This is a genomic window from Pseudomonas sp. F-14 TE3623 (assembly GCF_053629015.1).
The window spans coordinates 5,014,855-5,028,870 of sequence record NZ_JBRJHM010000001.1 but is presented as its reverse complement, the minus strand read 5'-3'; the positions used below and the strand labels follow the sequence as shown (position 1 = coordinate 5,028,870).

Annotated in this window: 13 protein-coding genes; 8 read left to right on the top strand and 5 right to left on the bottom strand. The window is 58.6% G+C overall.

Going from position 1 to position 14,016, the window contains the following annotated elements; all coding sequences use genetic code 11:
* Positions 1-209: 209 nt before the first annotated feature.
* The 5 genes from AB7M29_RS23480 (at position 210) to AB7M29_RS23460 (ending at position 6,312) form a co-directional block, all read left to right on the top strand.
* On the top strand, positions 210-962 hold the full coding sequence (locus tag AB7M29_RS23480) for an SDR family oxidoreductase (RefSeq protein ID WP_454248104.1): 753 nt from the start codon (positions 210-212) through the stop codon (positions 960-962).
* Positions 963-1,002: 40 nt separating this feature from the next.
* Positions 1,003-1,416: a cupin domain-containing protein gene (locus tag AB7M29_RS23475; RefSeq protein ID WP_454248103.1), complete on the top strand. Its 414-nt coding sequence runs from the start codon at positions 1,003-1,005 to the stop codon at positions 1,414-1,416.
* Positions 1,417-1,514: 98 nt separating this feature from the next.
* Complete coding sequence (locus AB7M29_RS23470) at positions 1,515-2,606, top strand: HlyD family secretion protein (RefSeq protein WP_454248102.1); 1,092 nt, start codon at positions 1,515-1,517, stop codon at positions 2,604-2,606.
* Positions 2,603-4,198 (top strand): DHA2 family efflux MFS transporter permease subunit, encoded by a 1,596-nt coding sequence (locus tag AB7M29_RS23465; protein ID WP_454248101.1) that lies wholly within the window; start codon positions 2,603-2,605, stop codon positions 4,196-4,198. Before AB7M29_RS23470 ends, AB7M29_RS23465 begins: the two co-directional genes overlap by 4 nt.
* Before the next feature lie 254 nt (positions 4,199-4,452).
* Positions 4,453-6,312, top strand: a complete 1,860-nt coding sequence (locus AB7M29_RS23460) for an ABC transporter ATP-binding protein (RefSeq protein ID WP_454248100.1) — start codon at positions 4,453-4,455, stop codon at positions 6,310-6,312.
* 363 nt (positions 6,313-6,675) lie between these two features.
* Here the strand turns inward: AB7M29_RS23460 and AB7M29_RS23455 are convergent, their stop codons facing one another.
* The 4 genes from AB7M29_RS23455 to AB7M29_RS23440 all read right to left on the bottom strand — a co-directional run bounded on the left by AB7M29_RS23455 (position 6,676) and on the right by AB7M29_RS23440 (position 10,631).
* Positions 6,676-7,674, bottom strand: a complete 999-nt coding sequence (locus AB7M29_RS23455) for an NADP-dependent oxidoreductase (protein WP_454248099.1) — start codon at positions 7,672-7,674, stop codon at positions 6,676-6,678.
* Between the two features lie 77 nt (positions 7,675-7,751).
* Entirely contained in the window at positions 7,752-8,621 is an 870-nt protein-coding gene (locus tag AB7M29_RS23450) for an alpha/beta fold hydrolase (protein ID WP_454248098.1), read from the bottom strand.
* A 47-nt stretch (positions 8,622-8,668) separates the two neighbouring features.
* Positions 8,669-9,457, bottom strand: a complete 789-nt coding sequence (locus tag AB7M29_RS23445) for an SDR family NAD(P)-dependent oxidoreductase (RefSeq protein WP_454248097.1) — start codon at positions 9,455-9,457, stop codon at positions 8,669-8,671.
* A 52-nt stretch (positions 9,458-9,509) separates the two neighbouring features.
* Positions 9,510-10,631: an alkene reductase gene (locus AB7M29_RS23440; protein WP_454248096.1), complete on the bottom strand. Its 1,122-nt coding sequence runs from the start codon at positions 10,629-10,631 to the stop codon at positions 9,510-9,512.
* 139 nt (positions 10,632-10,770) lie between these two features.
* On the opposite strand from AB7M29_RS23440, the gene AB7M29_RS23435 reads away from it, so the two are divergent.
* The 3 genes from AB7M29_RS23435 to AB7M29_RS23425 all read left to right on the top strand — a co-directional run bounded on the left by AB7M29_RS23435 (position 10,771) and on the right by AB7M29_RS23425 (position 12,908).
* Positions 10,771-11,346, top strand: a complete 576-nt coding sequence (locus AB7M29_RS23435) for a TetR/AcrR family transcriptional regulator (protein WP_454248095.1) — start codon at positions 10,771-10,773, stop codon at positions 11,344-11,346.
* 82 nt (positions 11,347-11,428) lie between these two features.
* Positions 11,429-12,205 (top strand): alpha/beta fold hydrolase, encoded by a 777-nt coding sequence (locus tag AB7M29_RS23430; protein WP_454248094.1) that lies wholly within the window; start codon positions 11,429-11,431, stop codon positions 12,203-12,205.
* Between the two features lie 406 nt (positions 12,206-12,611).
* The gene (locus tag AB7M29_RS23425; protein WP_217858444.1) at positions 12,612-12,908 is read left to right on the top strand and encodes a DUF3144 domain-containing protein; all 297 of its coding nucleotides are present in this window, start codon (positions 12,612-12,614) and stop codon (positions 12,906-12,908) included.
* 99 nt (positions 12,909-13,007) lie between these two features.
* Here AB7M29_RS23425 and AB7M29_RS23420 read toward each other — a convergent pair whose 3' ends face one another.
* A complete protein-coding gene (locus AB7M29_RS23420; protein ID WP_123722197.1) occupies positions 13,008-13,817 on the bottom strand; it encodes an NYN domain-containing protein in 810 nt (269 codons plus the stop codon).
* Between the last annotated feature and the right edge of the window lie 199 nt (positions 13,818-14,016).

Below are 14,016 nucleotides of genomic sequence, written 5' to 3'. Positions count from 1 at the left end.
CCGTGTCCGAGCTGGCGATGGGTAAGTGGTATCGATAATACGGCAGCGCCCGCGGCAAGGGATACCCGTCGAATAACTGTTTTTCTGGACGAAAAACCAAGCTTCCTTGAAGGCAAACCCAAGGCCGGTACAAGGACTTCCCTGACACGCGCTGGCACTCTGAATCTACATCGACGGCAATGGTTGCAGTCGAGAAACGGAGAGAAACCATGAAGATCGTCGTCATTGGAGGCACCGGCCTCATCGGATCGAAACTTGTGAATATCCTCCGCGAGCGCGGCCATGACGCGCTCGCAGCCGCCCCCAGCACGGGCGTGAATAGCATCACCCGCGAGGGCCTGGCCCAAGCGATGGATGGCGCCGATGTCGTTGTCGATGTGGCGAACGCGCCTTCGTGGGAAGACCAGGCCGTTCTCGATTTCTTCGAAACGTCGAGTCGTAACCTGCTGGCTGCCGAAGCGGCTGCTGGCGTTCGCCATCACGTTGCCCTGTCGATCGTCGGCAGTGAACGGCTTCCCGAGAATGGCTATTTCCGGGCCAAGGTCGCGCAGGAAAACCTCATCAAGGCGTCCGGCATTCCTTACACCATCCTGCGCGCCACGCAGTTCTTCGAGTTTGTCGGCGGCATTGCGCAGGCAGCCACCGTTGGTGAAGAGATTTGCCTGGCGCCGGCGCTGATCCAGCCGATGGCGTCCGACGACGTGGTCGCGGCGCTCGCCGAGGTCACGCTGGCAACGCCGGTCAATGGCACGGTCGAAGTCGCCGGTCCCGAGGCCATGCCACTCGACGAACTGGTCAGGCGCTTTCTGCGGGCAACCCAGGACACGCGCAAGGTCGTGCCGGACGTGCATGCGCGCTACTTCGGTTCGGTGCTCGACGATCAATCGCTGACGCCCGGCAAGAACTCGCGCCTGGGCGCGATCCGCTTCGAGGACTGGCTCGGTCAGTCGACGGCTCGGTAACGCGCTCACCGTAAAAACATATCCACCAAGGAGCATTGCCATGTTTACCCGATATCTCTTGGCCGCTGTCTTCGCGGCGCTGTCGATCAGCGCAGCGTCGGCCGCCGAGCCGCCCGCAGGCAAGGTGACGGTCGTATTCGACCGGCCCATTCCCAACCTCCCTGGCAAGAGCATGAAGGGCGTGTTGGTCGAGTACGGGCCGGGCGCCGCGTCGCCGTCCCACACCCATCCGAAAACGGCCTTCATTTATGCAACGGTCCTGGAGGGCTCGTTTCGCATCAAAGTCAAAGGCGAGCCGGAAAAGATCTACAACGTCGGCGAAAACTTCGTAGAGGAGCCGGGCTCCGTGCACGAAGTCAGCGCGAACGCCAGCGACACGAAACCCGCACACCTGCTGGCCGTGTTCGTCCTCGACAGCAACGAAAAGGAGCTCGTCACACCCATCAAAAAGTGAGCCGATCAACGCGCTCATCGACGCGCGACAGCCGGGCGGCAGGTCACTGCCGTCCTGCGGTTGTTGTAGGTCCTTGGCATTGAACAGGAAACAAGAACATGAACTCGCTTCAGGACAAGGCCGCCATTGCCACCGGCGCAAGCGACGAGATTGTGGCGGCGCGGCATAGCAAGAAAAAGATGATCGGCATCCTGCTGTGCATCGGCGCCGTGGTGGTCTTGGCGGGCGGATGGGCCATGGCGTTTTCGAGCGGTTCGACCTCCACTGATAACGCTTATGTGCGCGGCGACCTCACCTCGATCGCCGCCAAGGTTGCCGGCTATGTCACGGCGGTAGAGGTCGAGGACAACCAGACCGTCCGGGCGGGGGATGTCCTGTTCCGGATTGACGATCGGGACTATCGCGCACGGCTCGCACAGGCGGTTGCCAATGTCGCCGCTGCCCAGGCTCGCCTGACCCATGTCGATGCCGAAACCCAGCTTCAGCGTAGCCTGATTCGACAGGCCGAAGCCCAGCGACGCTCGGCCTCCGCCGAGATGAATCTGGCAACCAAGACCCATGATCGCAGCCGCAAACTGATCGTCAGCAACGCAGTCAGCCAGGCCCTCGTCGATGAAACCGGCACGGCACAATCCAGAGCCGAGGCGACGGTCTCGGCGGCTTCGGCAACGGTCGAGGCTCAACAGCAACGCATCACCGTCCTTGTGGCCCAGCGAGAAGCTGCCGTTGCTGCTGTGGCGCAGGCACAGGCCGCGCGCGATCTCGCCCAGATCGATCTCGACAGCACCGTGGTACACGCGCCTGTTGATGGCGTTATCGGTAACCGTCAGGTCCGCGTCGGCCGGTTCGTTACGCCGGGCGTTTCGTTGCTCGATATCGTGCCGGTCAATGATGTGTGGGTCGTGGCGAATTTCAAGGAAACCCAGCTCGAACATATCCGCCCCGGTCAGCACGTACGCATTACGGTCGACGGCTACCCCAACAAGGTACTTGAAGGCGTGGTCGACAGCTTTGCACCGGGTAGCGGGTCGGCGTTTAGCTTGCTGCCCACAGACAATGCAACAGGAAACTTTGTGCGTGTTGTGCAGCGGGTTCCGGTAAAGATCCGCCTTGCCCATAACCCGTTGCCGGGTCGTATCGTCCCTGGCCTGTCCGCGCGTGTCGAGGTTGCGCAAGGGGAGGGCTCATGAGCACGGTTGCCAGCGCCACGCGGAGCAACGCCAGCGCTACGACCGGTGTCCTGCTCATGGCGGGCATCGTCCTTGCCACTCTGACGGAAGCGATCGCCAGCACCGTTCTGTCGCTCGGACGCAGCGACATCATCGGCGACACCTATGCAACGCCTGATGAGTTTGCCTGGCTGGATATCGGCTACATCGCGCTCAAGCTGATCGGGTTCATGACCGCCCCTTGGCTGCTGAAGCGTTTTAATCCGCGTCATGTGATGATCAGCTCAACCCTGGTCATGGGCCTGGCGTGCGGCATTGCCGCCATCACCGCTCGGCTGGATCTGCTGGTTGCACTTCGGGTGATTCAGGGCTTCGCTGGCGGCACCCTGCTGGTTGGGGGCCAGGCGATCATCTTTCGCGCTTTTCCACGGTCCCTTCAGCCAATCCTCCAGGCCCTGTTTGCCATGGGCTCCGTTGTTGCGCCCGCGACGCTCGCCCCGGCGCTTCAAGGGTGGTTGATCGATAGCCAATCCTGGACATGGATCTTCTTCAGCATTGTTCCGATTGCCTTGGCGGCTAGCGGACTTGTACTGATCGCAGGCAGCCCAATGCCTGCCAAGGTCCGGCGCCGTCCGTTTGACTGGATCGGCTTCTCGCTGATCTCCGCCACCCTGTTCTGTTTCACCTACGTTCTCAGCCAGGGCAGCCGATGGGACTGGTTCGAGGAGCCTCGCATCCTGTGGCTAACCGTGATCGGCGCAGCCGCTCTGCTGGCATTTCTCGGTCAACAAGTGTTGGCCAAAGGGCAGGGGCTGCTGGACTTCACCCTGTTCAAATCGAGCGATTTTTCCTTCGCTTTTATCGTCAGTTTTGTTGCCGGCGCCGCCTTGTTCGGCAGCGCGTTCCTGATCCCAGCGTTCGCCCTGTCGGTCCTCGGATTCACGCCTACCGATGCCGGTCAGCTGCTGTTGCCCAGTGGCGCGTTTTTTGTCGGCGCGCTTCTCATATCTGCTTGGCTCATGCAGGCCCGCCGCGTTGCGCCGTTCGCCACGGTGCCCTTTGGAATCCTGATGATCATGGTTGCGATGTGGATGCTGTCCGGTTCGACCAGCGAAAGCGGCGCGGACGACATGATGGTCGCCATCCTGTTGCGCGGCCTGGGGCTTGGCTTCCTGTTTCTATCGATCACGCTGATCGCTTTCAGCCACCTCAACAGCCGAAACCTCGCTAGCGGAATAGGCCTTTTCAATACGGGTCGCCAGCTAGGTGGCCTTATTGGAGTCGCAGGGCTGCAGACCCTGATCGACCATAACGTCGTCACCAATGCCGTGGTCCTCGGCGCCAACGTCACCCCAGGCGGGGCCGCGGTCATCGAACGGATGACGACCACGACAGCCATGCTGAACGCGAAAGGAATGGATGCAGTGGCCGCTGGCCGGGCAGCGACGAGCCTTCTGGGCCGGTTAGTGACAAGTCAGTCCACGGTGATTGCCTTCGACACTGCGTTCATCGCAGTGGCCCTGCTTTTTGTAATCGCCGCCCCCATTCTGGTCGGCATCAAGATCGGATTCTCGCGATACGAGAAAGTGCGCGCTTCGCGAGCAGTAGCGTGATACATCCCCGGCCCGAGCCTTCCACAGCTCCTACAGTCACCCGCTACCGTAGGGAATTCCGTACTTTTCAATGCAGTGCCTGGATGCGTCAGACTGCGGTCGGCTAATGCTCATGAATGACATTGATCGCCCTGCCAACTGTTTGGCAACCGACAGCAATCGGGCCAATAGAGCCATACCCATCACTTCACATAACCCTCAGAGCTACCTTTAAATGGCAGAATCCCCTTAACTTGATCGTTTCGGAGACCACCATGCTTCGCGCATTTGAACAAAGACTCGACCCCTTTCCGCCCGACGAGGTACCACCGCCACCCGAAGGCCTGGCTCGGTTTCTTTGGGCATGCACACGGGGCGCCCGCCGCTATATCCTTGCGTTTGCGCTGCTCAGTGCCGGTGTGTCTATCTACGAAGCCTGGTTGTTTTCTTTCCTTGGGCAGGTCGTGGATTTGCTCTCGACCTGGCAGGCAGGTGGTGATGCGGCCGCGCAGGAAAGTCGCGTGTTGTGGGGCATGGGCATCGTAATGGTGGCCAGCATCGGACTGGTAACGTTGCGTACCATGGTGCAGCACCAGATATTGGCGATCAATCTGCCGTTGCGGCTGCGTTGGGACTTCCACCGCCTGATGCTGCGGCAAAGCCTTTCGTTTTTTTCCGATGAGTTCTCCGGCCGGGTCACCACCAAGGTGATGCAGACTGCGCTGGCCGTGCGCGACGTGCTGTTCACCCTTATCGAAATCGCACCCGGGATCGGGGTGTATTTCATCGCAATCATTGCACTGGCCGGCGGCTTCGCACTGAAGCTGATGCTGCCTTTCGTAGCCTGGATCGTGTTGTTCGGGCTGGCCATGCTGTACTTCGTGCCTCGCTTGGGGGCAGTCGGGCAGGAACAGGCCAATGCGCGGTCGATGATGACCGGGCGTATTTCGGACGCCTACACCAACATCACTACGGTGAAGCTGTTCTCCCACTCCAATCGAGAAGCGCACTTTGCGCGTGCAGCGATGGAGGACTTTAAGCAAACCGGCTTCCGTCAGATGCGCCTGGTCAGCCAGTTCGAGATCGTCAACCAGGCATTGGTGGTGGCGTTGATCATGGCAGCAGGTGGTTATGCGCTGTGGCTATGGCACCAGGGTGAGGTCGGCGCCGGCGCCGTGGCGGCAGTTACCGCCATGGCGTTGCGTATCAATGGCATGTCGCACTGGATCATGTGGCAAATGACCTCGCTGTTCGAGAGCATCGGCACCGTACAGGATGGCATGGCGACGCTGACCCTGGGCGCCAAGGTACAGGATGCGCCGGGGGCGGGCATGCTAGTGACCTCTGGCGGCGCAGTAACCTTCGATAATGTGAGCTTCAATTACAATGGCGAACGCCAGGTGCTCAATGGCCTGAGCCTGAGCATCCGCCCGGGCGAAAAAATCGGCCTGGTTGGCCGCTCTGGCGCCGGCAAATCCACGCTCATCAACTTGCTGCTGCGCTTCTATGACGTCGACAGCGGGGAGATTCGCATCGACGGTCAAAACATCGCACAAGTGACGCAAGACAGCCTGCGCGCCGCCATCGGCATGGTCACCCAAGACACTTCCCTGCTGCACCGTTCCATTCGCGACAACATCGCCTACGGCCGTCCCGACGCGACCGACGCGCAAATCCGCAGCGCCGCGGCCAATGCTCAAGCTGATGGGTTCATCAGCCAACTGAGCGACCGGCAAGGTCATACCGGCTACGACACCCTGGTGGGCGAGCGCGGCATCAAGCTTTCGGGCGGTCAGCGCCAGCGCGTCGCGATTGCCCGAGTGATGCTCAAGAACGCCCCGATCCTGCTACTTGACGAGGCTACCAGCGCGCTGGATTCGGAAGTCGAAGTGGCCATTCAGGAATGCCTCGATGAAATGATGGAGGGCAAAACCGTCATCGCCATCGCCCATCGGCTGTCCACGATTGCGGCGATGGATCGACTTATTGTCATGGATGATGGACGCATCATCGAACAGGGCACCCATACCGAATTGCTCGCCAAGAATGGCATCTATGCACGGCTGTGGCACCACCAGAGTGGCGGATTCCTGGGTGAGGATCGGGGGGTGGCCGAGGTTATGGATCAAGAATGAGCGTGAACGGCCCGGGGGGATGATCTGCAAGCAGCTGCTTTGGGTCGCTTTTCTGGTCGTCGTGACAGGCGGCTATCGGCCTGGACGTTCGGCCTACATCCGCTTTTGATGCAAACCTGCCATTCGCTACGAGCTTGTGGCGAAGTAAGCATTGTTTCGATTGAGGAGTGGCTTCAACCATTTCTCGTTACTGCTCCAGCATCAAGCTACGCCAAATGATCATCGGCTTTTCTAGAGGTGCGACTTCCGGTTGCACCTGCTCCTGCGTGTGTCTGTTGTGCGGTGGCTGGTCCTCTGGTTCAGGCGCTGGAATGTGATACTTGGCGGCATGCACGTTATCTACGGACATTTTTTGTAGTGCGCTTATTGGATTGTTATGGTGACTTTGCCTTTTGATCTGCCCTGCTCGACGTACCGCAACGCCTCTGCAGTCGATTCAAAAGGGAAGGAACGATCGATGACCGGTTTGAGGACGCCAGCTTCGATAAGCGAGGTGATTTTTTGCAGTTGTACCCCGTCGGCACGCATAAACAAAAATGCATAGCTCACCCCATGCTTGCGGGCTTTTCTACGAATACCGCTGCTCAGCAGGCGCATGACTTGCCGTAGCATCCAGGACAAGCCTTGCTCTTGGGCAAATTCTGCTGTCGGTGGTCCGGAGAGGGAAATGAGCTGTCCGCCAGGCTTGAGAACCTTGACCGATTTCTCCAGTACATCGGCGCCGAGGCTGTTCAACACCACGTCGAAATCGCGCAACTCGTTTGCAAAATCCTGCTGTTTGTAATCGATGACCACATCCGCCCCGAGCGCCTTCACCCATTCGACATTCGCCGTACTGGTGGTCGTCGCAACGAAGGCGCCGAGGTGTTTGGCGAGCTGGATGGCAAACGTGCCGACACCGCCGGATCCGGCATGAATCAACACCTTCTGGCCTTTTTTCACCTGGGCGGTCTCAACCAGCACCTGCCAGGTCGTCAAGGCGGCCAAGGGGATGGAAGCCGCTTCGGCCATGTCGAGATTCGAGGGTTTCAGCGCGAGCGCGTTTTCGTTCACGGCGATCAGTTCGGCAAACGTCCCGATCCGATCCTCGGGAGGGCGTGCATAGACTTCATCTCCTGGCTTGAATCGCTTCACCGCCGAGCCCGTGCGAACGACCACACCCGCCAGGTCATTGCCCAATACCAATGGAAATGTATAGGGCAGGATCAGTTTGAATTCCCCGGTTCTGATCTTCGAGTCCAACGGGTTCACGCTCGTTGCATGCACCTGGATCAGAACGTCATGCTCACCGACCGCAGGGTCGGGCACTTCGCCAATCATTCCGTTCTGCTTGCCGTAGCGGTCGATAAAAAATGCCTTCATGTTGCAGCTGCTCTTATTGGTGGAATGAGAATAGGGCGCGGCCCCGGCAACGTTGATTCGATGAGACGTTCAGGCTGTCAGGCGTCGAGGAACGCCAAAGCCTTGGCCACGAAATCGGTATGGTGCTGGAAAATGCTGCCGTGCCCGGCGTCCTGGTAAATGATCAGTTGCGCGTTGGGGATTCGCTTTGCCAGCTCAAGCGAGTTGACAGTGGGCACCATGATGTCGTTGTCTCCGTTGGCTATCAGCGTCGGCATATGCAGGCGACCGAGTTCTTGCGGCGCCTGCTTGCCCCACGCAGTAATGGCTTTCAATTGCCGTAAAAACGCGCGGGGTGTCGGGCCTTTGTCCCGGTCTTGCCGGCGCTCTTTCAATCGTTGCAAATACTCGGACGCGGCGCGTTGTCCGTTGGCCGTGGTGGTAAAGAACAGGTAGAACTTGGGATCTCGTAGCGTCAGCAGACCCTTGATCATTAACGGCCAGGTCACCGAGCCGACGTTGTCGATACCTGTGCCGCCGGCCGGTCCGGTTCCGGTGAGGATCAGCCTGCGCACGCGTTCGGGTGCTTTCAGGGCGATGTCTTGAGCGACGAAGCCGCCGAGTGAAAAGCCGAGCAGGTCAACCTTGTCCAAACCCAACGCACGAATAAAGCCGATGGCATCGTCAGCCATCTCACCGACGGTCAATGGCGCGGCGCCGCCCGAGCCACCGATACCGCGGTAATCGGTGGTGATGACACGCCGGTTTTTTGCCAGACCATCAATGATCCAGGGGTCAAAGTTATCCAGCACTGCCCCCCAATGGTTGAACATGACCAGCGGGACCTGCGTTCTGGGTCCCAGATCACGATAGGCGAAAGGTATCCCGCCAACCAGAACCGACTGGTTCGCTGCGTTGATAAATGACGACTGCGAACCTGGATGATTGCTTCTAGCCAAAAGAGTCATGTTTATTGCGTCCGATTGCGGGGCGAGGCCGACCTGCTCGACAGGGTTCAGACTTGAGTCAAATAGCGTTGCGCCACGGCGGACTGTCTGATCTGCGACAAAAGACCCTGACGTGCGGTTTGCAGGGCATCCCAGCGCTCGCCTTCTTGCAATGGAGGAATGGTCACCGGTTCGCGGCGGTCGAAGCCGACCAGTGCGGCATCGACCAGATCATCCACTTCCATGATTTCGCTCAAGGTGTTGATGTCGATACCAGCGCGGTCCCAAATCTCCGTGCGGGTGGCGGCGGGCAGTACGGCTTGCACATAAACACCCTGAGGCGAAAGTTCCAGGCTCAGGCCTTGGGAAAGGAACAGCACAAACGCCTTGGTCGCCCCATAGACCGACATCCCGAACTCAGGCGCCAGACCCACCACCGAACCAATGTTGATGATCGCGCCTTCACCTGCTTTGGCCAGGCGTGGCGCGATGGCGCTGGCGAGTCGCACCAGCGCAGTGGTGTTGAGGGCCACCAGTTGCGCAACGCTGTCGGTGCTTTGCTCGATGAAGGTGCCTGACTGTGCGGCGCCGGCATTGTTGACGAGGATGCCGATGCGCGCGTCATCCCGCAGGCGCGCTTCGACAGTGTGCAGGTCGCTGAGTTGAGTCAGGTCGGCCTGAAGTACTTCAATGGCGACGTTGTGTTCGCCACGCAACTTTGCGGCGAGTGTTTCCAGGCGCGAGTGGTCGCGGGCGACCAACACCAGATCATGCCCACGTTGGGCGAAACGCTCGGCGTAAACCGCGCCGATGCCAGTGGAAGCGCCAGTGATGAGAACGGTAGGGCGAGTAGTCATGATGTCAGCTCTTTTTTCGGGAACATGAATGGGGATGGATGCACGATCAAAATCAGGCCCGAGCAGCTTGTGCCTGGTTCGCGACAGCGCTGGATTCGGCAAGCGTCGGGTAGTCGATGTATCCCGCCGCACCGCCGCCGTAGAGTGTGGAAGGGTCAAAGGCGGACAGTGGCGCACCGGTTTTGAGCCGCTCCACCAGATCAGGGTTGCCGATAAAAGGACGGCCAAAGGCGATCAGGTCGGCCTTGTCATGCGCAAGGCGTTCCGTGGCCAGGCCCAGGTCATAGCCATTGTTGGCGATGTAGGTGTTCTTGAAGCGCAGACGCAAGGCGCCGAAATCAAAGGGCGCCACGTCGCGTGGCCCACCGGTCGCGCCTTCGACGACGTGCAAATAAACGATGTCCAGGGCATTGAGTTGGTCGACGATGTAATCGAACTGAGCCTGTGGATCACTGCTTGATACACCATTGGCCGGCGAGACAGGCGAAAGGCGAATGCCCGTGCGATCAGCACCAATCTCGGCGGCCACGGCAGCCGTCACTTCCAGCAGCAGACGCGCACGGTTTGCGATCGAGCCGCCGTAGGCATCAGTACGCAGGTTGGAGCCGTCCTTGATGAACTGATCCAGCAAATAGCCGTTTGCGCCGTGGATTTCTACGCCATCGAAGCCTGCCGCAATGGCGTTTGCCGCCGCTTGGCGGAAATCGTTGACGATGCCCGGCAGTTCGTCAGCCTCCAGCGCTCGCGGCTCGGAAACGTCCTCGAAGCGGTTGTTGACGAACACCTTGGTCGCGGGACGAAGCGCGGAAGGGGCTACCGGCGCCGCACCTTGCTGTTGAAGATCGACGTGGGAAACACGGCCCACATGCCACAGTTGCAGGAAAATCCTCCCGCCCTTGGCGTGCACGGCATCGGTCACCTTGCGCCATCCCTCTATCTGAGCCGGTGTGTAAATGCCTGGCGTGTCCTGATAGCCCTGTCCCTGCTGTGAGATCTGCGAGGCTTCGGAAATCAGCAAGCCCGCGCTGGCTCGCTGGCTGTAATAGGCAGCAGCAAATTCACTCGGTACAAAGCCTTTTCCGGCGCGATTGCGCGTCAGCGGGGCGAGAACCACGCGGTTTGACAGTTTCAGTGTGCCAAGCGTGTAAGGGATAAACAGATTCTGGTCGCTCATGGGTGTTTGTTCCGTGCCCGTTGGTGATTGCTAGTATTTAGGATGATGATCGAAATCTAAACTGTCAACAATTTTGATTATGGGCAACATCTATGTATCATCAACCCATGAATTTCCAAGCGGTAACGAGGTATCGAACATGCGAGTGACCAAGGCCCAGGCCCAGGCAAATCGGGAACACATCGTCGAAACGGCCTCGGTCATGTTTCGCGAACGTGGTTTTGACGGTGTCGGCGTGGCCGACTTGATGGCCGCTGCTGGTTTCACCCATGGCGGTTTCTACAAACATTTCGGTTCGAAGGCCGACTTGATGGCTGAGGCCTCGGCCAACAGCCTTGCGCAATCGCTGATCAGCGTTGAAGCACTGAGCATCAAGGATTTCATCGATGTGTATGTGTCCAGGGATCATCGCGACGGGCGCGCCACGGGTTGCACCATGGCGGCGTTGTGCGGCGACGCTGCGCGTCAGTCCGGCGATTTGAAGTCAGCATTCGCTGAGGGCATTGAGCGCACGCTGCAAACTCTCGGCGAAAAATACCCCGCCGGGCCGGATGCGCCAGCGGGTGAGGCCAGGGAGAAAATGATCGACCTGCTGGCGCGCGCGGTCGGTGCGATCATGTTATCGCGCGCCTGTCCTGACGACTCGGCGCTGGCGGATGAAATTCTGGCGGTGTGTCACGCGAAGATGACCGCATCATTATCTATTCAATCGTAGGTTCATTTCGTATAGGGAATAGATGGTTGTCAGCACAGGACGTGCTGACTTGCTTCATTTCGTCTTTGGCCTACACGAATGAATGTCTACGTTTAGCCGATTTCTGCTTGTTGCCGCCGTCTGCTTTGGGGCGCGAGCGGCCCTTCATTACCGGCGGCTCTCGTTCCGAAGTGGTCATCAAACCTTGCGGCATCCATTTTGCCCTCTGTTTACTCCTTCAATCCCAACTTCAAGGACCGAACCTGTGATTGCATCCCCCGCCAAACTCCTCTTTCTGCCCGGAGCCTCAGGTAACACCCGGTTTTGGTATCCGGTTGCTGAGCGCCTGGCCCACCCGGCGCAGCAGGTCCATATCGGCTGGCCCGGCTTTGGAGACACTCCGCCCTTGCCTAGCGTGACCGGCATGGATGATCTGGTGACTCGCGTGCTGGCCGAGATCGACCGGCCCACAGCGCTGGTGGCGCAGTCCATGGGCGGTATAGTCGCTGTGCTTGCAGCGCTTGAACGCCCTGAGCTGATCACGCACCTGACGCTGACCGTCACCTCTGGCGGGGTGGATATGTCTGCTCTGGACGCGCATGACTGGCGCCCGGATTTTGCTGCCGCCAACCCGACACTGCCGAGGTGGTTTCTCGACGAACGCACCGACCTCACGCTCCGGTTGGTCGAGTTGCGCATGCCAGTCCTGCTCCTCTGGGGAGATTCTGATCTGATCAGCCCCGTTCGCGTCGGCCAGCGCCTTGCTCAACTGTTACCCCGCGCGGAACTACACGTTTTCCCTGGCGCCGATCACAGTCTGGGCTTTACTCACGCAGCCGAGGTGGCGAGGTTGATCGAGAGACATCTGGCCTGCTGGTGAGCGGAACACTTGTTGCCACCGCGTGGGACTGATTGTGGGGCCCCGTGCGTTTCAAGACATCTTGGATTGCGGACAGACAACCGGAAGGCCAAAAGCGGTCGATGACGAATGAGCCGATCACCCTTAGCCTATATGGTTGGTGCGGCCCATCGTGTTCATCCTTTGAGTGAATACTTGACAAGCAATCCACGCTCATCCGGGGGGCATTCTAGAGCAGGGCCTTTTGAATCGCCCCTGATTTCGTAGACACGCCACCGTCTGCTTTGTCGATTGCGGCCCTTGGTGACGGGCCGCAACCGGTCAAAAGAATCATCCTTTGGTATTCTTCATTCCGCTTTTTAGCTGCCTGAAGTAAGAAGTATGCCCATTACGGAATAATTAAAAATGGTCAAAAAGGTAACTAGCAATGCCAGATAACAGTGACAAATCATTCTACGATCGTGCAGACGCGCATATAAACCTATCAAACGAGCAGCTAAGGGAATTCGAAAACCTTGGCAAAGTAAGCGCATCGATGATGTTTGGCACCACACGATTCAATGCTTGGGTAAGCGCTCGGGGCTTCAAATCCGGCGCGGAGATGGCGCAGGCTCGCGAAGAGATGTTGAACTATTTCTGTGAGCAGTACCGGATGATGCTTGAGGATAATCTCGACGACCACATCAACAATTTCAGTAAGTACATGAACGCGACAAGCGCTTAATTATCCTGGTCCGTCGACCTCGGTGATCTCCCGCTTTGGGTCGATTTCGGCCAGTCATGACAGGCCGAAATCGGCCAGAGCGGTCGCTGGTGACGGGGGCTACGAGCTTGGCTGTCGGTGCCGGGCATAGAGTATTGAACCACCCACTCCCGACGTTCCTCTAGTTTGCAGTTCAAACGTATCCGGATATCCCTTGATCAACTCACTGAGCTTTTTATAACCATGGGTGCGAGGGTCGAACTCAGGTCTCAATTTGCTGATGTTGGTGCCCAGCGCACCCAAGTGAGCCCAGCCGTCCTCGTCGGCAATGTCATCCAGGATTTTTGCGATGAAACTTACTGGTGCCTTGGGTAGCTTTTTTACTTCGGGCGTACTGGCGACTTTGACGGCCTCGATTTCGGCGGGTGGCTCAGGTTCGGGTCGACCATGTCCATTGCTTGCAGTAACAAGCACTTCACCGCGCAGCAATTCGGTATAGATGAACTTGTCGCAGGCCGACACGAACGGTCTCGGGGTTTTTTCTTCACCAAACCCGTAGACCGTCAAACCTTCTTCTCGTAACCGCGAAGCGAGGCGGGTGAAGTCACTGTCGCTCGAAACCAGGCAGAAACCGTCGAAGCGTCGGGTGTACAGCAAGTCCATTGCGTCGATGATCAAGGCACTGTCTGTTGCGTTCTTACCTTTGGTGTACGCGAACTGTTGGATAGGTTGAATCGAATGGTCGAGTAGCACCTTTTTCCATCCACCCAACTGAGGGCCAGTCCAGTCGCCATAGATCCGCTTGACGTTGGCGACACCGTACTTGGCGATTTCTTCGAATAAACCTTCAACAATTGCTGCGGGGGCATTGTCGGCGTCGATTAACACTGCCAAGTGTTTTTGCGTGGGGGTGGGTGCGTGGATGGCCATGGGTCGTCCTTGAGTTGAGGACTTCAACATACCGTTAAATCACGGATGAACAAAGGGATCACCGCTTCGCGCTAGAGAGCGTGTTTTGCCAATGGCAACGGGTTTGCGGTGATGTGCAAAGCGGAACGATTAGCCAATGACTTTTAATCGACCGATAGCAGCCGCTGGACAGACTAGTGGCAAATAGTTAGCGTCGACC

Bases quoted from the DNA above. Each gene is read 5' to 3' on its own strand.
- AB7M29_RS23480 (WP_454248104.1), top strand. From the start codon at position 210: ATGAAGATCGTCGTCATTGGAGGCACCGGCCTCATCGGATCGAAACTT.
- AB7M29_RS23475 (WP_454248103.1), top strand. From the start codon at position 1,003: ATGTTTACCCGATATCTCTTGGCCGCTGTCTTCGCGGCGCTGTCGATC.
- AB7M29_RS23470 (WP_454248102.1), top strand. From the start codon at position 1,515: ATGAACTCGCTTCAGGACAAGGCCGCCATTGCCACCGGCGCAAGCGAC.
- AB7M29_RS23465 (WP_454248101.1), top strand. From the start codon at position 2,603: ATGAGCACGGTTGCCAGCGCCACGCGGAGCAACGCCAGCGCTACGACC.
- AB7M29_RS23460 (WP_454248100.1), top strand. From the start codon at position 4,453: ATGCTTCGCGCATTTGAACAAAGACTCGACCCCTTTCCGCCCGACGAG.
- AB7M29_RS23455 (WP_454248099.1), bottom strand. From the start codon at position 7,674: ATGAAGGCATTTTTTATCGACCGCTACGGCAAGCAGAACGGAATGATT.
- AB7M29_RS23450 (WP_454248098.1), bottom strand. From the start codon at position 8,621: ATGACTCTTTTGGCTAGAAGCAATCATCCAGGTTCGCAGTCGTCATTT.
- AB7M29_RS23445 (WP_454248097.1), bottom strand. From the start codon at position 9,457: ATGACTACTCGCCCTACCGTTCTCATCACTGGCGCTTCCACTGGCATC.
- AB7M29_RS23440 (WP_454248096.1), bottom strand. From the start codon at position 10,631: ATGAGCGACCAGAATCTGTTTATCCCTTACACGCTTGGCACACTGAAA.
- AB7M29_RS23435 (WP_454248095.1), top strand. From the start codon at position 10,771: ATGCGAGTGACCAAGGCCCAGGCCCAGGCAAATCGGGAACACATCGTC.
- AB7M29_RS23430 (WP_454248094.1), top strand. From the start codon at position 11,429: ATGTCTACGTTTAGCCGATTTCTGCTTGTTGCCGCCGTCTGCTTTGGG.
- AB7M29_RS23425 (WP_217858444.1), top strand. From the start codon at position 12,612: ATGCCAGATAACAGTGACAAATCATTCTACGATCGTGCAGACGCGCAT.
- AB7M29_RS23420 (WP_123722197.1), bottom strand. From the start codon at position 13,817: ATGGCCATCCACGCACCCACCCCCACGCAAAAACACTTGGCAGTGTTA.